The 20,784-nt window shown below is 51.2% G+C and carries 14 protein-coding genes and 1 pseudogene; 7 read left to right on the top strand and 8 right to left on the bottom strand.

What is annotated here, in order from left to right:
- Positions 1 to 225: 225 nt before the first annotated feature.
- The 4 genes and pseudogenes from RAC90_RS17300 to RAC90_RS17315 form a co-directional block, all read right to left on the bottom strand.
- Positions 226 to 1,584 (bottom strand): cytochrome c, encoded by a 1,359-nt coding sequence (locus tag RAC90_RS17300; RefSeq protein ID WP_375094256.1) that lies wholly within the window; start codon positions 1,582 to 1,584, stop codon positions 226 to 228.
- On the bottom strand, positions 1,577 to 3,181 hold the full coding sequence (locus RAC90_RS17305; RefSeq protein WP_058702468.1) for a GMC family oxidoreductase: 1,605 nt from the start codon (positions 3,179 to 3,181) through the stop codon (positions 1,577 to 1,579). The genes RAC90_RS17300 and RAC90_RS17305 overlap by 8 nt, the downstream gene beginning before the upstream one ends.
- Before the next feature lie 24 nt (positions 3,182 to 3,205).
- A complete protein-coding gene (locus tag RAC90_RS17310) occupies positions 3,206 to 3,709 on the bottom strand; it encodes a sugar dehydrogenase complex small subunit (RefSeq protein WP_033742279.1) in 504 nt (167 codons plus the stop codon).
- Between the two features lie 429 nt (positions 3,710 to 4,138).
- Positions 4,139 to 4,722: pseudogene (locus tag RAC90_RS17315) on the bottom strand (ABC transporter six-transmembrane domain-containing protein); the annotation flags it as partial.
- A gap of 94 nt (positions 4,723 to 4,816) precedes the next feature.
- Between RAC90_RS17315 and RAC90_RS17320 the strand changes: the two are divergent.
- From RAC90_RS17320 to RAC90_RS17335, 4 genes are all read left to right on the top strand, one after another.
- The gene (locus RAC90_RS17320; RefSeq protein ID WP_039339320.1) at positions 4,817 to 5,401 is read left to right on the top strand and encodes a TetR/AcrR family transcriptional regulator; all 585 of its coding nucleotides are present in this window, start codon (positions 4,817 to 4,819) and stop codon (positions 5,399 to 5,401) included.
- 463 nt (positions 5,402 to 5,864) lie between these two features.
- Complete coding sequence (locus RAC90_RS17325) at positions 5,865 to 7,247, top strand: diaminobutyrate--2-oxoglutarate transaminase (RefSeq protein ID WP_058702580.1); 1,383 nt, start codon at positions 5,865 to 5,867, stop codon at positions 7,245 to 7,247.
- 14 nt (positions 7,248 to 7,261) lie between these two features.
- On the top strand, positions 7,262 to 8,728 hold the full coding sequence (locus RAC90_RS17330) for an aspartate aminotransferase family protein (RefSeq protein WP_054687884.1): 1,467 nt from the start codon (positions 7,262 to 7,264) through the stop codon (positions 8,726 to 8,728).
- A 185-nt stretch (positions 8,729 to 8,913) separates the two neighbouring features.
- Positions 8,914 to 9,201: a VF530 family DNA-binding protein gene (locus RAC90_RS17335; RefSeq protein ID WP_054687883.1), complete on the top strand. Its 288-nt coding sequence runs from the start codon at positions 8,914 to 8,916 to the stop codon at positions 9,199 to 9,201.
- Positions 9,202 to 9,275: 74 nt separating this feature from the next.
- Here RAC90_RS17335 and mqo read toward each other — a convergent pair whose 3' ends face one another.
- Both mqo and RAC90_RS17345 read right to left on the bottom strand, forming a co-directional pair.
- Complete coding sequence (gene mqo, locus RAC90_RS17340; protein ID WP_006122074.1) at positions 9,276 to 10,925, bottom strand: malate dehydrogenase (quinone); 1,650 nt, start codon at positions 10,923 to 10,925, stop codon at positions 9,276 to 9,278.
- A gap of 371 nt (positions 10,926 to 11,296) precedes the next feature.
- Positions 11,297 to 12,229 (bottom strand): Rpn family recombination-promoting nuclease/putative transposase, encoded by a 933-nt coding sequence (locus RAC90_RS17345; RefSeq protein ID WP_205952993.1) that lies wholly within the window; start codon positions 12,227 to 12,229, stop codon positions 11,297 to 11,299.
- A gap of 287 nt (positions 12,230 to 12,516) precedes the next feature.
- Between RAC90_RS17345 and RAC90_RS17350 the strand changes: the two genes are divergently transcribed.
- Positions 12,517 to 14,106, top strand: coding sequence for a sensor histidine kinase (locus RAC90_RS17350; protein WP_058702581.1), 1,590 nt, complete (start codon positions 12,517 to 12,519; stop codon positions 14,104 to 14,106).
- On the top strand, positions 14,103 to 14,822 hold the full coding sequence (gene dcuR / locus RAC90_RS17355; RefSeq protein WP_006122071.1) for a two-component system response regulator DcuR: 720 nt from the start codon (positions 14,103 to 14,105) through the stop codon (positions 14,820 to 14,822). Before RAC90_RS17350 ends, dcuR begins: the two co-directional genes overlap by 4 nt.
- Here the strand turns inward: dcuR and RAC90_RS17360 are convergent.
- Together RAC90_RS17360 and RAC90_RS17365 are read right to left on the bottom strand one after the other, a co-directional pair.
- Positions 14,728 to 15,783 (bottom strand): FAD:protein FMN transferase, encoded by a 1,056-nt coding sequence (locus RAC90_RS17360; RefSeq protein WP_058702471.1) that lies wholly within the window; start codon positions 15,781 to 15,783, stop codon positions 14,728 to 14,730. The two genes, dcuR and RAC90_RS17360, sit on opposite strands and share 95 nt — an antisense overlap.
- Before the next feature lie 67 nt (positions 15,784 to 15,850).
- The gene (locus RAC90_RS17365; protein WP_375124578.1) at positions 15,851 to 18,628 is read right to left on the bottom strand and encodes a flavocytochrome c; all 2,778 of its coding nucleotides are present in this window, start codon (positions 18,626 to 18,628) and stop codon (positions 15,851 to 15,853) included.
- A gap of 585 nt (positions 18,629 to 19,213) precedes the next feature.
- Here RAC90_RS17365 and RAC90_RS17370 point away from each other — a divergent pair.
- A complete protein-coding gene (locus tag RAC90_RS17370; RefSeq protein WP_039339314.1) occupies positions 19,214 to 20,725 on the top strand; it encodes a DASS family sodium-coupled anion symporter in 1,512 nt (503 codons plus the stop codon).
- Positions 20,726 to 20,784 lie beyond the last annotated feature (59 nt).

The raw sequence follows: 20,784 nt of genomic DNA on the forward strand, positions 1-20,784 counted from the left end.
GGGATACCGCAACATATCAGAAATAACATGTTAACAATGACAACCACACAGGCCATTTCTGCCAACTGTGTTTAGTGTAGATGACGGTTACGCTTTCACGCGCATGCTGTGCATGTCAGCGAGAGGAAAGAGAATCTTCTCCGGCGGTGGAAGCATAATGCGGCAGGGCGAGTGAGCTGATTATCAGGTTTCCCCTCTGCCCTCAGAGACAGAGGGGAAGATGCCTTAACGTCGACGACGCCACCACCAAAACAGCCCCCCAATGACCACCAGCACGCCTGCGACCATCGCCCCCCGGACCAACGGCAGCAGCAGTGAAGGCTCACCGCCCTGACGCAATGCTTTCACGCGCTCCGGAGTGATGCGCACTGCACTGTTGCCGATGTCCTGCATCACGTAGTTCGTGACATCGGCAATTTGTGTGTCATTTAAGGTCTTGGCAAAACTGAGCATGCCCTGCCCTTTTGCAGGCCAGACACCGTCCAGTATGACCATCGCCACGTTATCCGCATTGGATTTCTCCAGTACCGGATGTTTGGTTAAGGCAGGCAGGCCGTTAAGTCCCTGTCCTTCCAGGTTATGGCAGGATGCGCAGTTATTACGGTAAATCTGCTCGCCGTCCGTCATATCCGATAACATATCAGGTGTATCGTCCCCGGTGACGGGCGTCAGACCGACAGTGGGCTCCTCGCTGTCGGCATCGGCATCCGTGCTGTCGTCTTCGTGATCGACAGCAGGCAACAGGTAGGTCGCGATAGCGGCCCGATCGTCCGGCGTCATCCGCGAAAAACTTTTGTCGATGGCTTCCAGCATCGGACCGGCCGCCGTTGCACCATTATCGGCGTGACCGCTGGCGAGATAGGCTGCCAGCGACTCGCGTGACCACTGATCGTCACTTTGTAACGCAGCAGACGTAATCGCTGGCGCATACCAGGTCCCGAGAGAAGCGCCCTGTAACGATTTATCCGACTCCTCCGCCATCAGGAAATTACGTGGCGTATGGCAGGTGCTGCAGTGGGTTAACCCTTCCACCAGATACGCGCCGCGATTCCATTCAGCAGACTGGCTGGGATCGGGAGTAAAAGGCTTGCCGTCAAGGAACAGAAGATTCCACGCCGCCATGCTGAAGCGGAGATTAAACGGAAACGGCAACGCCGTTTTTTCTGGCTGTGTATCATCTGCTTTTACACCGTACATAAAATAGGCATAAAGCGCGGAGATATCGCTGTCGTTAATCCGGGCATAGGCGGTATACGGCATGGCCGGATAAAGATGGCTGCCATCCGCGCGAATGCCCTTGCGTAAGGCATCGGCAAACTGCTTCTCACTGTAGTGACCAATGCCTGCCGTTTTTGAAGGCGTAATGTTGGTACTGAAGATGATCCCTAACGGGCTGCCAATCGCATGGCCACCGGTAAACGGTGCTTTGCCCTCTTCTGTATGGCAGGCCGCGCAGTCCCCGGCTACGGCAAGGTATTCTCCCCGCTTAATAAGATCGCCCTGGCTTTCGGCATGCGCAGTGGTCTGCATGAGGCTGAGCATAAGGGCAATCGGCACCACCAGGCGCCTCAGTAACTTATCCATGCTGCGTCTCCTGCAAAATTTTATCAGCCGTGCGCAACGCAAGCGCCATCGCGGTCAGTGTGACATTACAGGTTCCGACCGTGGGCATCACGCCAGTGCCCACCATAAACAGGTTTTCATGATCGTGCGCCCGTCCCCAGGCATCCGTGACGCTGGTAGCGGGATCCAGGCCCATCGACAACGTGCCAGTAATATGTTGGCGATTAGAAAATTTGCCGCTTTTACTGTGGCGAATATTGGTCGCGCCCAGCTTTGCGGCAATCGCGTCATAACATTCACGGGTTTTCGCCGTGCCCTTTTGCACATACTCGTCCACATTCCAGTACAGTGCCGGGGTAGGCAGCCCAAGAGCATCTTTGTTACTGCTTAACGTGACGCGGTTGGTGGGATCCGGGAGCTGTTCCAGGGCATTCTTTATGCTGAGACGACGTGCCGCACGGAAGCGAATCTGTTCCTGAAGTTTTTTGCCAAAATAGCCTTCCTCCAGCACTTCTTTCGTCACCGCGGCGACCTGCGAGGCATTGGAAATATCCAGACGGAATGGCGCGTGTTCACGACGGAACTCACCGTCCCTGAACTGCCCGATTGAGCACGGGCTGACGGGGCCGCGTCCGGGCCAGATTTCTTCATCCACATCAAACGTGACGCCAATCGCGGGGTGATCGCAGAGGTTACGGCCCACAGTGTCCCGGGCATTGCCGATGCCCTGTGGGAATCTCTCGCTGGTGGACATCAGCAGCAGCTTAGGCGTTTCAATCGCATTGGCCGCCAGAACAAATGTCTGCGCCGTCACGCGATGGCGGGTTTTATTCCAGTCATAATAGTTTGCGGCCACAATCCGCCCCTGCGCATCGTGCTCAAGTTGATAAACGACAGCTTCAGTGATTACCTGTACGCCGCTGTCTTCCGCCTGCTGAGCGGCCAGGCCACCGTGATACTGCGCGTCAATGGGGCACACGGGCATGCAGTTATTGTTTCCACAGCAGGCCGGTCGGCCATCGTAACTTCGGCTGTTGCGGCCGGTACTGTCATCCAGTACGGTGAAGTCTGGCGCGAGTCGGGCCGTGACACGTTGCTGCAACCAGGAGGCCGGCACCCGTTCCATCGGAAACGGCTTACTGCGAGGCGAGCCGTTGTCCGGCGATCCGCCGACGCCAGCGATGACTTCGGCTTCATAGTAATAAGGTTCCAGATCCTGATAGCTAATCGGCCAGTCTTTTCCCACGCCATACAGCGAATGTTGCTGAAAATCATTCGGGACAAAGCGCCACAACTGAGCCGCCCAGTGCCAGCTGGTGCCGCCAAAAATACGAATATATTGCGCATTAAATGCCTGAGGCCCCAGTTGCTGCAGGTAATCATTGGGTTCTGGGGTATAGCGCGGTTGGGGTGCCATCGGTGAAAAGGGGTACGGTGACATAAAGTCAGACTTAAAGGCAGAACTGCGGAAGCGCTCCACCAGTTCTCCACGGCTGATCTTAGGTCCGGATTCAAGCAGGATAACGGACTTCCCGGCTTTCGCCAGACGCGTCGCCAGCAACGCGCCATTCACGCCTGCGCCGATAACGACCACATCAGCCGAATTATTCTTCTTCATGGATAACATTACTCTTGAAAAGGGTCACGGTTGGCTCGCCCAACTGCCACAAACGCCATAGGAGAAGCTCGGTGGAACCAGTTTGTCGTTAACGACCCGATTCGCAAGCGTGTTGATATAGGTGATATAGCGCGCATTTTTGCCTTTGCCGACAATGCCGGTATACCAGCTGCTCAGAATCGCCCCGGCCAGCCTGGCGCTTGCCGCCTCAGTTTCAGCAAACTGCAGGCGTGCCTGTTGTAACAGGTCGGGCTGATGCGTTAACAGGTTGCTGAGATGAAAAAGTGCCGCGCTGAAGTTTTTCTGCGTCTGACTGAACGCATCAAACAGCGCACTGCCTACCGTGTCATTGAGCTCGTTCTGTTGTGTCAGTTGCTGTGAAACCAGCATAAACACATCAAGGGCATCTGCCTGCATGTTCGGTTGCGCGGCGTTGAGAGGCGCCAAAGGGAACAGATGGCCGGTCGCACTGGCCACAGCGACAAGCCCAACCATCTTCAGCACGCGTCGGCGTGAATAGTGATTCATCATATTATCCAGTCAAAAAGCTGCCTTTCTCTGGCAGCAAATCCTTCTTTGGCATACGAATAGTGTGTTGCCAGAATGCATCGCGTCCTGGATGCTTTGCCTTACGTCATCGCTAAACTTGACGAAGTGATGACTGCGACGACCTGCTCTGATTAACTCTATCGACAAGCCAGCCACTGTCCTTTACGTTAGGCATGCAAGAAATCTTTTTCCTGTCAGCGGTAAACCCAGCATGATGCTGTGTGATCCTTCACCAGCGCCTGGACAGCGTTATCCTGTTGGCAGTCGTTAAACCAGATGGTTATTTGGGTTATGAATATATTAAATGGATAGTAAACAAATTTGATACGAAGCGGTACTGACTGTTGAGACGGGTGAGGTGTGTGAACCTGTTACGTCAGGCTGTCCTGCGTGTTGTGCCGGCGGCAAGCTGATCTCTTTTTCCAGTCGGTTATTTAGCCGGCCAGACAAGGCTTTATTTTTGTGTGAGAATCCCGGCAGGAAACATGCCAGGCTCAGCAAAATGATCGGGCAACCGACGCCCGTCCAGAACGCAATTGCCAGCAACACGATGGCGGCACCGCTGATGGGACGACGGATGTTATCAAGACAGGCAAATGCAGCTCAAAAAAGTCGACAAACTCACGTGACAGCGTCACACGGATAGCAATCGCTGAGGCATTACGCTTCGCGTTGCGCCACGACCACCGGCACCGCCAACTCTACATAGATCCGTGCAAAAATTCGGGTTTCCACGCTACGCCTTGCCGCACCGTTTCCCACATTGTAAAGGCCATTACCGCATGAAGCATGGCCTGGAGCGCATGTCCGGTGATAATGGCACTAATCGCGAACCCGGCTAACAGCGGGTAAAGCAAACAGGAGACATTTTCCGCCATGACCCGCAACAGGGTGAGAGTCAACTTTTTACTGTGAGGTCGCCCCAGCGTTTTCAGGGTTGCGATGGCGGTATGTGGCGCGGTATTCGGTAGTGTCGCTCTGGAAGAACACATGATTTTCTTTTCGTAAACTGTTAAAACTGAGCGGTCGCTCAAGTACCAGCGCATCATAATTGCGTGATTGCTCAAAGTTAATTCAGGAGTCAGGATGCAAGCATCAACACAAACCGCCGGGGAAACACTGAAAGAAAAAATTCTGGCGGGCGCCGTCGCGCTTTTTCTTGAAAAGGGGCTCGAAAAGGCCACCACACGCGAGCTCACCGCGACGCTGGGCATTTCACGCAGTCATATCTATCACTATTTTCCTGACTGGCACACGCTGACCTTAACGGCGCTGGAGCGCTTTATGCAGGGCGAACTCGACGACTTCGCCCGTGAACTGGCCGCGCTGGATCCTGAGCAGCAACTATACTGTTTAATCGAAGGACATATTCCTGATGCGGCGGATTCCGGCTGGCAACTTTATGCTTCAGTGTGGCAGATGGCTGGCCATCACGATGATTATGCCGGACTGGCCGATAAAATTACGGCCGGCTGGGATGCCCTGCTCTGTCGCATTCTTGAGGCTGGCGTCGCACAGGGATACTTTCGGATTGAGGATGTTGCGCGCAGCGCACGCCAGCTCAACGCCATGCTGAATGGCTATGCCGATCTGCTCAGTATTAAGTCTTCGCCTGAGAGAGTCGAGCAGGTGATGTCTGATATTCATCACTTTGTAAAACTGCTGCGTTAACCGTATCCGCAACAACAGCGTGGGGTTGACGCCCACCGACATTAAAGGAATGTTAAACAGAAGTTATAATTATATTTACTCTTATCCTTATATTGTTTCATCTCTATGGCGCACGTTTTACATTTTGATGGTTGATTAATCTCAAATTTTATCGCTTATCCGCACCGAAACGGTTGCTAACACACTTTATTTTTACTTAGTAAAACGCATGCGTGATCCGATAAGCGCGTGTTTTTTGGCACTTTATTGATTATCTGTTTTAAGAAAAGTTGCTTACTTAGTGACGAAATTAACGGTAAGCAACTGTTTTATATAACAAATGAATTAATAAAAAGACATAAAATTAATCATTGAGTCCTGTGTTAAAAAACAATATATTGGCCGCGTTTTTAACATGAGTTCTAAATTTTATTCACTTATCCAACTGCAGCGTGATGCCACGCCCGGTTGTAGGAGAGATATGATGACGGATAAAGTCCGTATTGATAGTTTGAATGCGAATACATTAAACGGTAACAATGAGTCTTATCTGGCCCGCCAGGCCGAGTTTGAATCAAATGTTCGAAGTTATCCGCGTAAATTGCCGTTAGCGATCGCAAAAGCTAATGGCGTCTGGATCACAGACGTTGAGAACAAACAGTATCTTGACTGTCTTGCCGGTGCCGGAACGCTTGCGTTGGGTCATAATCATCCTGACGTACTGCAAAGCATCCAAAATGTCATTACCAGCGGCTTGCCGTTACATACTCTCGATCTGACCACGCCATTAAAAGACGCGTTCTCAGAATATTTGCTCTCTCTGTTACCGGGTCAGGGCAAAGAGTACTGCCTGCAGTTCACTGGTCCTTCTGGTGCGGACGCAGTTGAAGCCGCGCTGAAACTGGCGAAAAAACACACGGGCCGTTCAGGCGTGATCAGCTTCTCCGGCGGTTATCATGGCATGACCCACGGTGCGCTTTCAGTGACAGGTAATCTGTCACCGAAAGAAGCCGTGGACGGCATGATGCCGGAAGTGCAGTTCATGCCTTATCCGCACCTTTACCGTTGCCCGCTGGGCATTGGCGGCGAAGCCGGTGTTAAAGCGCTGACCTACTACTTCGAAAATCTGATCAACGACGTTGAAAGTGGCGTACGTAAACCGGCTGCGGTCATCCTGGAAGCCGTTCAGGGTGAAGGCGGCGTCAATCCTGCGCCAGCAGAGTGGCTGCAACGTATCCGTAAAGTCACCAAGGAGCACGGCATTCTGCTGATCCTGGATGAGGTTCAGGCCGGATTTGCCCGTACCGGTAAATTCTTTGCCTTTGAACACGCCGGCATTGAACCCGACATTATCGTTATGTCAAAAGCCGTCGGTGGCGGTTTGCCATTAGCCGTACTGGGTATTAAAAAGCAATTTGATGCCTGGTCGCCTGGCCACCATACCGGTACATTCCGTGGCAACCAACTGGCCATGGCAACCGGTCTGACAACGTTGAAATTGCTGAAAGAAAACAACATCGCTGACAGCGTGGCAGAAAAAGGTGAGTGGCTGAAAGGCAAACTGGCCGAGCTGCAAAAACGTTATCCGGCGATTGGCAACGTCCGTGGTCTGGGTTTGATGATCGGTATCGAAATGGTCAAACCAAACGAAGCACAGGATCACATGGGCTGCTACCCGGCTGATGGCGATCTGTCTGCGCTGGTGCAGAAAAAATGCTTCGAAAATGGTCTGATTCTGGAGCGTGGCGGCCGCCACGGCAGCGTATTACGTCTGCTGCCTTCTCTGCTGATCAACCATGATGAGCTTCAGGTTTTCCTGGATAAGTTTGAAAACGCCCTGCTTGCCGCAGGCGTCGAAGCAGTTTAAGTGGAGTAAGTTCGATGTCACGGTCAAATCCTATTCTGGCGTCCTCGGTGCAAAGCACAGAGGCTTATCAGCAGGCTATCGCTCAAAGCAGCGCGGCCGTTGTTAAGTGGCTGGAACAGCCTGAAATGTATCAGGGCAAAACGGTTGCAGAACTCCGCGAACGCATCAAGCTGGACTTTAATCCAGAAGGCCTGGGTAACCAGGCCGCCATTGAGCGCGCGATTGAGTATTTCCTGAAAGACAGCCTGTCTGTTCATCATCCACAGTGTGTTGCGCATTTACATTGCCCAAGTCTGGTTATCAGCCAGGCCGCTGAAGTACTGATCAACGCCACGAACCAGAGTATGGACTCGTGGGATCAGGCACCTTCTGCCACGCTTATCGAAATGAAGCTGATCGAGTGGTTGCGCGAGCAGGTTGGTTATCAGGCGGGTGATGCAGGCGTCTTTACCAGTGGCGGCACGCAGAGCAATCTGATGGGGCTGATGCTGGCACGCGATGCCTTCTTTGCCCGTCAGGGTCATTCCGTGCAGCAGGACGGCCTGACTGGCGATCTGAAAAAAATCAAAGTTTTCTGTTCGGAAAACGCGCACTTCTCAGTGCAGAAAAATATGGCCCTGCTCGGCTTAGGCTACCAGTCGGTCACGTTGGTGAAATGCGACGAGTTTGCGCGCATGGATATGACGGACCTGGCTCAGAAACTGGCACAGGCCAAAGCCAACAACGAGCAGGTGCTGGCGATTGTCGCGACGGCGGGCACAACGGATGCGGGTGCTATCGATCCGTTACGTGAGATCGTCAGGCTGGCGGCTGAGCAGCACATCTGGGTTCACGTTGATGCGGCCTGGGGCGGCGCGCTGCTGCTGTCCGAGAAATATCGTCATTACCTGGATGGTCTGGATCTGGTGGATTCCGTTACGCTGGATTTCCATAAACAATTCTTCCAGACAATCAGCTGTGGCGCTTTCCTGTTAAAAGAAGCCCGTCACTATGAGCTGATGCGCTATCAGGCCGCTTACCTGAACTCTGAATTTGATGAGGCACAGGGCGTACCAAACCTGGTATCAAAATCTCTGCAAACCACGCGCCGTTTCGATGCGCTGAAGCTGTGGATGGGACTGGAAGCGCTGGGCCAGAAACAGTATGCCGAAATTATCGATCACGGCGTCACGCTGGCACAGCAGGTTGCGCAGTTTATTGAACAGCAGGATGCGCTGGAGCTGGTAATGAAACCTCAGCTGGCGAGCGTCCTGTTCCGTTATCGCCCACATCAGTCCGCGGGCTGGAGCGATGCTGACATTGCGCTGTTCAACCAGCGCATCGGCGATGCATTGCTGGAATCCGGCCGGGCCAATGTCGGCGTGACCGAGCATAACGGTATGACCTGCCTGAAAATGACGTTGTTGAACCCAACGGTGACCCTGGAGGACATTACTGTCCTGCTGGCACTCCTGGAGAAAACAGCACAGTCATTGCTGTAAGCCTTTCTTATTCTGCCTGACTCAGGCCGGTAATTTTTACCGGCCTTATTTATTTGTGAAGACTGTCCGCAAGGCTTATCGTGCCGGTGGACAATGTCGCCCCACAGCGCCCCTGACTGAACTGACTTGCGCCACGCAGCATCGTGCTGCAGGATAAGACTTTTACAGCATTTACCGGAAAGACTATGACCGCTCACGTCTCTAACGATCCCCTGCACGGTATTACACTTGAAATGCAGGTCAACAGCCTGGTGGCACGATATGGCTGGGCTGAACTGAGCAAGCGTATCAATATCAACTGTTTTAAAAACGATCCCAGTGTGAAGTCCAGTCTGAAGTTTCTTCGCCGGACGCCCTGGGCGCGCGCTGAAGTGGAAGCCCTGTACCTGGCTTCACGGGATGACGCGCAACCGGATTCCACACCGTCATCCGATGAAGATCCGTGGTCCAGTTGGCGCCGTGATAAAACCTGATGAAGATTGCGCGCACGCTTCAGACGTAAAAAAGCCCGCGTCAGTGATGACGCGGGCTTTTTCATATTATGGCTTTACAGCGCCATATCGTGCTTCGCTGGTTCAGGTGTTTTATCACTTTTCGCCGCGGGAGCTTCAGCAGGCTTAGTGCCCATGTTAATAACCGGTGGCTTCGTCAGCTGCAGCGTTGCAGCCGTTTCATCCCACACCTGCTGTGTCAGTGCAGGATTGTCGTTCAGTTTCTGACCGTAAGCAGGAACAATTTTACGGATTTTTTCCTGCCATTCCGCAGACTTGAATTGCTCCGGGAACAGTTTCTGCATAACGTTAATCGCAATAGGTGCAGCGGTTGATGCGCCTGGCGATGCGCCCAGCAGTGCAGCAACGGTTTTCTGCTGATCGGTCACGATTTCTGTACCGAGTTTCAGCACGCCACCTTTCTCTGCATCTTTCTTGATGATCTGTACACGTTGACCGGCCTGGATCAGCGTCCAGTCTTCTTTCTTCGCATCAGGATAGTATTCTCTCAGCGCAGCAAAGCGGTCATCATCGCTCAACATGACCTGACCAATCAGGTATTTCACCAGATCGAAGTTATCCAGGCCCACATGGGTCATTGGCATAAAGTTGTGAGTCGTCGTCGAGCTCAGCAAGTCAAACAGCGAACCGTTTTTCAGGAACTTGGTTGAGAACGTGGCGAAAGGTCCAAACAACACGACACGTTTGCCATCGAAGTAGCGTGTATCAAGATGTGGAACGGACATCGGTGGCGCACCCACAGAAGCCTGACCGTAAACTTTGGCTAAATGACGCTCAGCAATCTGCGGGTTTTTGGTGACCAGGAATGAGCCGCCAACCGGGAAACCTGCATAATTATCCGCTTCGGGAATGCCGGTTTTTTGCAGTAACTTCAGCGCACCGCCGCCCGCGCCGATGAACACATATTTTGCGTCTACCGTGCGTTCGCCGCCATTTTTGGCATCTTTGATGGTCACGTGCCAGGAGTTATCGCTGTTACGTTTGAAGTCAGTGACTTCAGAAGACGTTTCCAGACGGAAATTATCATGTTTCTTCAGGCTACCAATCAACTGACGGGTAATTTCACCGTAGTTAACGTCGGTCCCGACAGGCGTCCAGGTTGCCGCCACTTTTTGTTGAGGGTCGCGACCTTCCATCACCAGAGGTGCCCACTGCGCAATCTGTTTGTGATCGGTGGAGAACTGCATACCCTGGAACAGGACGGTTTTCTGCAACGCCGCGTAGCGCTTAGTCAGATAATCCACATTATCGCCCCATACAAAACTCATATGCGGCGTAGAGTTGATAAATGAACGCGGGTTATTTAACACGCCGTCTTTCACCTGAGAACTCCAGAACTGGCGGGAGATCATGAAGGCTTCGTTAATTTCCAGCGCTTTGGTCACGTCAATAGAACCATCAGCACGCTCAGGCGTGTAGTTCAGTTCCATATTGGCGGAGTGGCCGGTACCGGCATTATTCCAGCCATTCGAGGATTCAAGTGCCACACCATCAAGCTTCTCAACCATGATCTGTTTCCAGCCCGGTTGTAGCTCTTCCAGCAGGGTGCCCAGAGAAGCACTCATGATACCGCCGCCGATCAGCAGAACGTCTGTTTTTTCTGGTGAATTTTCAGCATGGGTGACTGAAGAAACGAGTAACGCTGCAAGCGAAAGTGCAGGTACGAATTTAGTTGATTTAATCATTCGGAATCTACAATTAACGTGGAGAAGTAGTTAAAAAAAGTCCCGAAAGTTTAAAATATTGTTATTGCGTAGTTAATGTGAAAATAGTTAAAAAATTAAAAGCTTCTTTATTTCGATTAATTTAGTTACAAAAGGTTAACTTCATTATCGATATATTTTAACCACACAATAAAGGGGCGTTTTGCAATATACAATGCCCTAAGGCAAATATTTTCAGCGCGCGGTGATGAGAAATGATGCGACAGCTTTTACTCGCAGGAAGGCTAAAACACAAAGAGGAAAGCGCGCCGTTCCAGATAAGATATTACGGATAGTGAGTCTCTCAACGGTGATAAAAGCGGCTCTTTATCACTGACCGGTCAAGGGGATCCTCAGTGACGGATCTGCGCCAGATCATCCGCATTAAGACCCGTCATTTTCATTACCGTCTCGTTATCCAGGCCGTTTTGCAACATAGTACGGGCAATTTTCAGCGTGGCTTCACGTTCCCCTTCAGAACGCCCCGCTTCATGTCCCAGCTGAATGCCCTTTTCGATGCCTTTTTGTTCGAGCTGCTGCGCGATGGTCATTAGTTCGTCTCCATGTTGCGGCACACGTTGTGCCAGTTCTCTGACCAGGGCTTCGGCATCCGAAGTTTCCCCTGTCTGCACAATGTAGTGTATCAATGATATGACTTGTGATGAAGAAAGATAGCCTGCCAGCAATACCGGGACAAGCGTATCCATCAGCTCCGCAAAATCACGCTGATGGATATGCTTCTGGAGCAGTGTCAGCGCGGCCATACTGCGATGACCCGCAATTTCTTCATCAGGAATCACGGTGACATCCACCAGCGGGAAGGGTTCGGCATAGAGTCGGGCTGCCAGTACGGGATCGCTGAATGCATCGAGCCAACGGGTCGAGTAGGGATAGGGGCTACGTTTCCCGGTATAGAAGAGGACAGGAATCACCAGCGGCAGACTTTTGTGGCCGGCTTCAAGGTGACGTTGCATGGCCGCCACCGCGTACCGCAGTAATCTGAAAGCCATCAGTTTATCCGGGGAGGACTGATGTTCGATCAGTACATGGATATAGCCCTCCTCGTCTCGTGTCGTTTTCAGACTGTAGAGAACATCACTGAAATACTGGCGAAGGTCGTCTTCCACAAAAGAGCCGGATTCCAGTTTCAATGTATTCAGATCACAAATAGCGCGTAATTCGGCGGGAAGATGCAATTCCATAAAGTCACGTGCAATCTCGGGCTGCGAGAGAAATTGTCGAAACGTTGCATCGTGAGGCATTGGCGTGCCGTTCTTCTTCTTCATCAACCCTGACTCCAGAATAACAAGCTGACATTTCATTGTGGCAATAAGATGCCTCTGGGGGATAAGCACGGAAAACACGCGCAATGACGCACGATAGCTTTACTTTTGGGGAGCAGCATTGACCTGAATCAGTCCTGCCTGTGTGGTGAGTTTTTTTAAACTGATGATCGCTGGCCATGAAACTGTACTGGTGGTACGACTTCGCGTATGTTGCATCGCGAACCTTACTATTGCTGATACTCACTATGAATGACTCCCGGCCCCACCGTTCGTCTAAAAAACGCCCCATGAAACTCAGCACGCTCTCGTCTCTGATGATGGCTGCTGTGTTGATGACCGTCTTGTTAAGCGTACATCTGCTTTACTATGTGCAGATTGATAACTTCACACGTGCGCATGTGAAAGATAAGGCCCTGGCCGTGGCGCGAACGCTGGCTGACAGCCCGGAAATCCAGCAGGCGCTGACCCAGCCTGATGGCAGCAAGATCATTCAGCCTATCGCCCAGGCAACGCGTAAACGTAATGATTTGCTGTTTGTCGTGGTAACAGATATGCGCGGTATTCGGTTTTCGCATCCGAATCCTGATGCGGTTAACCAACATTTTGTCGGTGAGGATATTAACCCTGCTTTACAGGGTCATGAGAACGTTGCGGTTAATCATGGCGTTCTGGTCGAAGCACTCCGAGTGTTTACACCTGTGTTTAATGCCAGACACCAGCAAATCGGCGTTGTGGCTATTGGCATCTCAGTGAATGACGTTGCCGCACAAGTCACAAAAAGCCGCTGGAATATCTTCTGGACGGTATTATTAGGCGCGTTGGTCGGCATGCTGGGCATTTTCATTTTAGTAAAACGCCTGAAGCATATTTTGCTGGGGTTAGAGCCGTACGAAATCTCCAGTTTGTTTGAAGAGCGTCAGGCTATCCTGGATTCGATTAAGGAAGGCGTCATTGCCGTCGACGATCAGTCCCGCGTCAGCCTGATCAATCAGGCAGCGTCACAATTATTGAAAGAGACGACGCGTGAAGCCTTTCTGAGTGGCGATCGCGTACCGGAAAATGCGCAAATGCTGACCCATCTGCGTGATGCGTTGCATGAAGGCAAAGCCGCATATGATGAAGAACTTAACGTGCGCGGCAAAATACTGATCAGCAACACCGTACCCGTGCGTAGTCGCAGCAGTATCATTGGCGCGGTGAGCACCTTCAGGGACAAGACAGAGATCAGTCAGCTAATGCAGCGTCTCGACGGCATGGTAAACTATGTGGATGCGCTGCGTGAACGTTCCCATGAATTCATGAACAAACTGCACGTGATTCTTGGGCTGCTGCACATGAAAAACTATGCGCAGATGGAAGAGTACATCCTTAAAACGGCCAATAACTACCAGACCGAAATCGGTTCGCTGTTGCAGAAGATTAAATCACCGGTCATTGCGGGTTTCCTGTTAAGCAAAATTAATCGTGTGACGGATGAAGGCCATCAGCTAATTCTGAGCGAAGCCAGCTACCTGCCAGACAGCGGCAGTGAACAGCAAATTGCCGCATTAATAACGGTGCTGGGTAACCTGATTGAAAACGCCCTTGAGGCGCTTGACCCGGATATGGACGGTGAAATTCACGTCATGCTGCACTACCAAAACGGCTGGTTGTCATGTGAGGTCAGCGACGATGGTCCCGGCATTCCTGCCGATCAGCTGGCAACCATTTTCGAACGTGGCGTTTCCACCAAAGGTGAAGATCGTGGCGTTGGACTGTTTTTACTCAAGCAACAAACGGAAAGTCTGGGCGGTAACGTCAGCGTCGAATCCGAGCCAGGCGTGTACACGCAGTTTTTAGTACAGCTTCCGTGGGAAAGAGGAAATATTAACGAATGATCAATGTGTTAGTTGTAGACGATGATGCCATGGTGGCCGAGCTGAACCGATGCTACATCGGTCAGATAGACGGTTTTACCTGTTGTGGCACTGCGTCCACGTTACTGCAAGCCAAAGAACGCCTGTTGCAGACCGATCCGGCCGTTGATCTTATTTTGCTGGATATCTATATGCAGCAGGAAAACGGACTGGATTTGCTGCCGGAGCTGCGCAGCGCCGGTCGTCCGATTGACGTGATTATCATCTCGTCAGCAGCGGATGCGGCAACCATCAAAACCTCGCTGAATTATGGTGTTGTGGATTACCTGATTAAACCGTTTCAGTTTTCGCGCTTTGAAGAAGCATTGACCGGCTGGCGACAAAAAAAACGGCTCATGGATAATCATCAGTTTTATCAACAATCTGATGTCGACCAGTTGCTGCACGGCAACCCGGCGAACGCCAACGAGACAAAACGTCTGCCTAAAGGACTGACACCGCAAACACTGCGTACGCTTTGCCTGTGGATTGATGCGCATCCCGGAACGGAATTTTCCACCGATGAGCTGGCAACGGAGGTCAATATTTCTCGTGTATCTTGCCGCAAATACCTGATTTGGCTGGCACAAAGCAATATTTTATTTACGAGCATTCATTACGGTGTGACAGGTCGTCCGGTTTATCGTTACCGTCTCCAGCCTGAGTATCACGCACTTTTACGTCAGTACTGCCAGTGATGTAGCGGAAGCTGTGATCCAGCAATGTAAAATCAAAGTGACGTTGTGACGAGCAGATGATGCGTTTGTCGCGCGTCACGAAGATAGCCTCTATGCCGGGATAGGCTTTCAGATAGTCGCTCCCCTTTTCAATGCCCATGCCATAGATCAGCGTGGTAAAAATATCCCCATCAATTGAGTGATCTGACACAATGGTTACGCTGAGTAGCGCGTTATCCAGCGGATAGCCGGTATGCCTGTCCAGGATATGGTGGTAGCAGACCCCTTCCTGTTCAAAGTAACGTTCGTAAATCCCGGAAGTCACTACGGATTTATTCGTTACGTTAATCACCCCAAGCAGCGCGTCCGAAGCGGCAAAGGGTTTTTTTAAACCAATTGCCCAGCCTTCCTGCGGTGCATCAGGCGGCGCGCCGAGCGTTTGCACATTGCCGCCAAGATTGATGAGCGCGCTGTCCACACCCTGCTCATGTAAAAATGCCTGCACCCGATCGGCAATATAGCCCTTGGCAATCGCACCCAGATCAATCTCCATGCCCGCTTGCTTCAGAAAGACCGAACGGTTCGTCGCATCAAGTTCAATATACTCAGGATGGGTTAAGGCGAGTTTTGCCTGTATCTCTGCCCGCGCCGGCACGCTTTTCCCCTGAAAGCCGATCTTCCAGCATTTGACCAGCGGTCCGATGGCCAGATTAAAACTACTTTCAGGCAGCAGGCTGACCGCAAGTGCACGCTCAATTAACCTAAACACGGGCTGGCTGACGCTGACGGGATGCTGACCGGCCGCATGATTAATCGCCATCACTTCGGAGTGCTCGCGATTGACGGTAAGCACATTCTCATACTGTTTGATCAAGCGAAAAACCTGACCTGCCAGCGCCTCATTATGCTCATACAGCTTAAGCAGAATGGGCGAGCCCATCAGGACGGCGGAATAGGCGTACACGTGCGAATCAGTTTGCATAAGCGACAGGACTCGGGGAGAAAGAAGAACCGGCATCCGATGTTATACGGATGCCGGATATCACGGCTTAGCGTTTGGCAAAAGCCGCTGCGTTTGCGCCAGCAAGAATACCAAAGATGATGATATCGGCAACCGCGTTTCCACCGATACGGTTTGCGCCGTGGATACCACCGACGACCTCACCACAAGCCCAGGCACCGTTAATAACCTGCTTATTGGTGTCCAGTACTGCAGTCGCCGTGTTGATAGTCACGCCGCCCATTGTGTGATGGACGCCGGGCGCGATGCGAATGGCATAGAAAGGCCCTTCGCTTAACGGATGACGCAGCGCGGTTTGACGGCCAAAATCCTCGTCTTTCTGTTTAATCACAAAACCGTTGTAGCGTTGCAGTGTCTCTTCCAGCGTACGGTGTTCCATATTCAGCTTAACCGCCAGCTCCGCTACGCTCGGGGCGCTGATCACAAAGCCTTTCGCAATATATTCATCAGCGGCCTTGTTGTTCATACGGACCTGCTCGTCAAAGATAATCCAGGCACTTTTTTCTGGCAGCGCAATAATCTGTGCCGAAACTTTATCGCGAGTTTCCATTTCGTTGTAGAAGCGCTGGCCTGCCTGGCTGACCAGGATCGCCCCGCCACCGCGAATTGATTCTGAGACCAGGTAAGATGTCGTCTGCTCGACGGTCGGGTGAATCTGAATCTCGCCCATATCGACTGTATCCGCCCCAATTTTTTGCAGCATTGCGATGCCTGCACCGGTAGCGCCTTTATGGTTGGTGGTGACAAAACCATCCAGTTCCGGGCGATATTTCACCACCATTTCCCGGTTAGCACTGAAACCGCCTGTCGCCACAATCACGCTTTTTGCGTTCAGAATACGGCTGTCATTGTATTCATCCACCACCTTCACGCCGCTGACCGCGCCATTTTCAAACAGGATCTCTTCAACTGCGGTTTCAAGCAGCACGTCGATATTACGGCTGTTGATATTTTTCACCAGACCACTAATCAGGAAGCCGCCGACAGCGGAGCGGTCTGCAGGGCGATGCGTACGGTCGATACTCATACCGCCTGTGATAGTGATATCGTTAAGCTCAATACCGTGATCTGCCAGCCAGTCGATGGCTTCCGGCGCTAAGTCAACAAACTCACGCAACAGCGCGGGATTATTTTTAAATTTACCGCCTTTGAGGGTTTCTTCATAAAACAGCTCCTTGCTGTCCTGAATCCCTTTCAGCTTCTGAAAACGCGTTTCTGCGGCGTTCATCCCGACAGAGGCTTTAATGGTGTTGCCGCCAATGGTCGGCATCTTCTCAATGACCACCACTTTAGCGCCTTCATCGTGGGCCTGAATGGCGGCGGCCAGCCCTGCACCACCACTGCCAACAACCACAACGTCATACTGCTGTGGCGCGTTGGGATTGCCGCCCTCTTCAATGACGTGTGCTTTGTTCGATGTGGTCATTGCGCGTGAGACCGCTTTTTTCAGCGCTTCACTCTGTGTCGTCGCACCGGTAATCGCGTCAACATGTGGGCTGTTTGCCACCAGAATACGATTACGCAGACTTTCAAACGTGGTGGTGAAGTCCACATCCAGCGTGTCATGAGGAACCAGGGAAATATCGGTAATACGATCGGTATCCAGCGTAACGTTGATTTTCAGCTTCAGTGCTTCAGCCTCAACTTTCTCCTGATAAACGCCCGCTTTGTATTTACGACCGGTTTCGCTCATGTCACGAATCATGGCGTCAACCAGTGAGAAACGCCACAGAGGCTCGGGGATGAGTAAAGCTTCACGTTTGTTGCTGTCGATATAGAGTTCAAGGTGCTCGTTATTGATGATGCGGTCAGTCCAGTCTGGATAAGCGATGCAGGCTTTACCGACGGCGACCAGGTCATAGCCTTTTTCCAGTGCCTTTTCTGCATCCTCTTTGTTAACCACGCCGCCGACACCTATTACCGGGACCTTCGCCAGGGTTTCTGACCGCATGGCAATAAACTTCTCAATAAGCGGTGTAGGATCGGTGGTATCCACGATGGATGGGCGCATCAACTGCCCGACAGAGAAGTGCACATAATCCAGGCCCCGTGCTGCAAGTTTCTCCAGTAAGTACATTGTGTCGTCAAAGCGGATGCCGGGCACTTCGAGTTCTTCAGGCGAAAAACGATAACCGATGATGAACGAGTTATGCGCAAAGCGCTCGGCCATCTTATGCGTGATATCCAGCACTTCCAGCGGGAAGCGGGCGCGGTTATCACGACTGCCGCCCCATTTGTCTTCACGCTGATTTGAGTTAGGTGAGTAGAATTGCTGAATAAGATAGGTGTTAGCGCCATGGATTTCTACGCCATCGAAACCCGCTTTGATGGCGCGGTTAACGGCATCACCAAATTTGGTGATCATGGTATCCACTTCTTCTGCCGTTAAGGCGCGGGGCGTCGTTGCCCCTTCACGGGGTGCCGCAATTGCGCTGGGCGCGACAGGGGTTTTACCGCCAATCAGTTCAGGCTCAACCATGCGTCCGCCGTGATAGATTTGAAGAATCGCGGTGGATCCTTTTTCCTTGATGGCGTCAGCGATGCGTTTTAAGCCGGGTATTTTGTTGTCGCTGTCGATGGCGATCGCACCCGGAAAAGCCGGACCTTTTGGATCGATAAAGCAGCACTCAACAATCACTGTTCCGATACTGCCCGCACGTGCACGGTAATATTCAACCAACTCGCTGGTCACCGTACCATCATAAAATCCGGTACAGGTTGTCATTGGTGCCATGATCAGACGATTTTTTAAAACTGCACCACGCGGCAAAGTGAGGGGATTAAGAATTGGGGTGAGTGTATTCATTGCGATTAACTCCAAAATATCAAAAACCGGGAATTCTTTCTGGACGTTTTTAATTTAATTTAAGTGGTCCGATGTCATGCTTCTAATATATCAGTTAATTTAGTTTCATAAGATATAATTTTAATTATTTAACTTTTAAATATCTTTAGACTTTTTGTTTGATTGGAGTGATTTCGTGATGTATGGTTATTGTTAATCAATAGTTACCAAAAAGCAATAGTGAAACAGCAGTAAAATAAACCCACTAAAAACAATAATTTAAAATTAACGTTCTGTGTTTTTTCTTCCTGATGTGGTTGCAAAAAGTATTCAATGCTATCTTACTCACCTGTTCCTCATTGATTATTGTTTAATTTGTTAAAACATAAAAAATACAATTTAACTTTTTTGATCCAGATCAAAATTTTATTTTCCAGAAGTCGCATCATATTCACATGGTTTCTTAAATTTTCTGCATCGCACGAGTAGAAACGTTAAAAGAATATAAAACACCACGGGTTATTCTTATAATGTAGAATAAATAAAATGCCTTGAAGAATTCGCCGGGGCGTTAATCGTATTATCCTTAACTCGTAGAAAAACACTATGAAAACACTCTCAAACATGAAAGAGCCCCCTAAAGCAGCCCCTGCAGCTGCGGGCAAAAAAAATAAAGCACTGATGCTAGCCCTGCCTGTCATCGTCGCAGTGCTTTTATTACTCGTCCCCGTACCGTCCGGTCTTGAACCTTATGCATGGCATTTCTTCGCCATCTTTGTTGGGGTGATTGTAGGCTTGATTTTTGAGCCGCTGCCCGGTGCCGTAATTGGTCTGACAGGCGTCGTAGTCATCGCCCTCTTCAGTCAGTTTTTGCTGTTTAGTCCGACAGAACTGGCCAATCCGACATTTAAACTGGCAACGGAGTCCTTTAAATGGGCCGTCAGCGGCTTTGGTAATTCAACCGTGTGGCTGATCTTTGGCGCATTCATGTTTGCTGCTGGCTACGATAAAACGCAGTTTGGTCGTCGTCTGGCCCTGATTCTGGTGAAATATCTGGGCCGCCGCAGCTTAACATTAGGTTATGCCATCACTTTTGCTGACCTGCTGTTAGCACCCTTTACTCCGTCTAACACCGCGCGCAGTGGCGGTACCATCTACCCGATTATCGCCAACCTGCCACCGCTGTATGGCTCTAAACCCAACGATCCCAGCGCACGCAAAATCGGATCCTACTTAATGTGGGTTGCCATCACGGCGGCCTGTATTACCAGCTCCATGTTCCTGTCTGCACTGGCGCCGAATCTGTTAGCTCTTGCTTTAGTCAAAAGCGTCATTGGCTTCGATATTTCCTGGGGAATGTGGTTTCTTGCCTTTATTCCTTTAGGTCTGCTGCTGATTCTGACCATGCCGCTGCTGGCTTACTGGTTCTATCCACCTGAAGTCAAAGTGAATGATGAGGTGCCACGCTGGGCGATGGCAGAGCTTGAAAAACTGGGTAAACTGACCCGCAATGAAATCCTGTTACTGGTGTTTGTGGTCTGTGCGCTGTTGATGTGGATTTTTGCTACTGCCTGGATCGAACCGGCCATGGCGGCACTGTTAGTCATCATCCTGATGCTGTGGACTGGTGTGCTTAACTGGAATGATATCACCAGCAACAAAGCGGCCTGGAATACTTTTGCCTGGTTTGCCACGCTGGTAGCCCTGGCTGACGGTCTGGCCAGAGTGGGCTTTATCGCCTGGCTGGGTAAAGAAGGAGGAATATTACTGCAAGGCTATGATCCACAGATCTCGGCGGTCGTGTTGTTAATTGCCTTTTTCCTGCTGCATTACCTGTTCGCCAGTACCACCGCGCACACAACGGCGTTACTGCCTGCCATGTTGACGATTGCCGCCTCGATTCCTGGCATCAATATGCCCGTGTTCTGTCTGATGCTGTGTACCTCTCTGGGCGTGATGGGCATCATCACACCTTACGGTACAGGTCCAAGCCCTATTTATTACGGCAGCGGCTACTTACCCACTAAGGATTACTGGCGACTGGGAACTATCTTCGGCGCTATCTTCCTGATTGCAATGATGCTGATTGCTTATCCCTGGATGGTGTGGATGTTCTGACCGCGCCCTGTGCAATCCAGCGCGTCATACGATAACATGCCATTACTTGCCAGCCTGCG

The sequence above is a fragment of the Pantoea sp. CS_6 genome, assembly GCF_041954745.1.
GTDB lineage: Bacteria > Pseudomonadota > Gammaproteobacteria > Enterobacterales > Enterobacteriaceae > Pantoea > Pantoea stewartii.

Coding starts and splice junctions, on each gene's coding strand:
- RAC90_RS17300 (WP_375094256.1), bottom strand. CDS start 1,584: ATGGATAAGTTACTGAGGCGCCTGGTGGTGCCGATTGCCCTTATGCTC.
- RAC90_RS17305 (WP_058702468.1), bottom strand. CDS start 3,181: ATGAAGAAGAATAATTCGGCTGATGTGGTCGTTATCGGCGCAGGCGTG.
- RAC90_RS17310 (WP_033742279.1), bottom strand. CDS start 3,709: ATGAATCACTATTCACGCCGACGCGTGCTGAAGATGGTTGGGCTTGTC.
- RAC90_RS17320 (WP_039339320.1), top strand. CDS start 4,817: ATGCAAGCATCAACACAAACCGCCGGGGAAACACTGAAAGAAAAAATT.
- RAC90_RS17325 (WP_058702580.1), top strand. CDS start 5,865: ATGACGGATAAAGTCCGTATTGATAGTTTGAATGCGAATACATTAAAC.
- RAC90_RS17330 (WP_054687884.1), top strand. CDS start 7,262: ATGTCACGGTCAAATCCTATTCTGGCGTCCTCGGTGCAAAGCACAGAG.
- RAC90_RS17335 (WP_054687883.1), top strand. CDS start 8,914: ATGACCGCTCACGTCTCTAACGATCCCCTGCACGGTATTACACTTGAA.
- mqo (WP_006122074.1), bottom strand. CDS start 10,925: ATGATTAAATCAACTAAATTCGTACCTGCACTTTCGCTTGCAGCGTTA.
- RAC90_RS17345 (WP_205952993.1), bottom strand. CDS start 12,229: ATGAAGAAGAAGAACGGCACGCCAATGCCTCACGATGCAACGTTTCGA.
- RAC90_RS17350 (WP_058702581.1), top strand. CDS start 12,517: ATGAAACTCAGCACGCTCTCGTCTCTGATGATGGCTGCTGTGTTGATG.
- dcuR (WP_006122071.1), top strand. CDS start 14,103: ATGATCAATGTGTTAGTTGTAGACGATGATGCCATGGTGGCCGAGCTG.
- RAC90_RS17360 (WP_058702471.1), bottom strand. CDS start 15,783: ATGCAAACTGATTCGCACGTGTACGCCTATTCCGCCGTCCTGATGGGC.
- RAC90_RS17365 (WP_375124578.1), bottom strand. CDS start 18,628: ATGAATACACTCACCCCAATTCTTAATCCCCTCACTTTGCCGCGTGGT.
- RAC90_RS17370 (WP_039339314.1), top strand. CDS start 19,214: ATGAAAACACTCTCAAACATGAAAGAGCCCCCTAAAGCAGCCCCTGCA.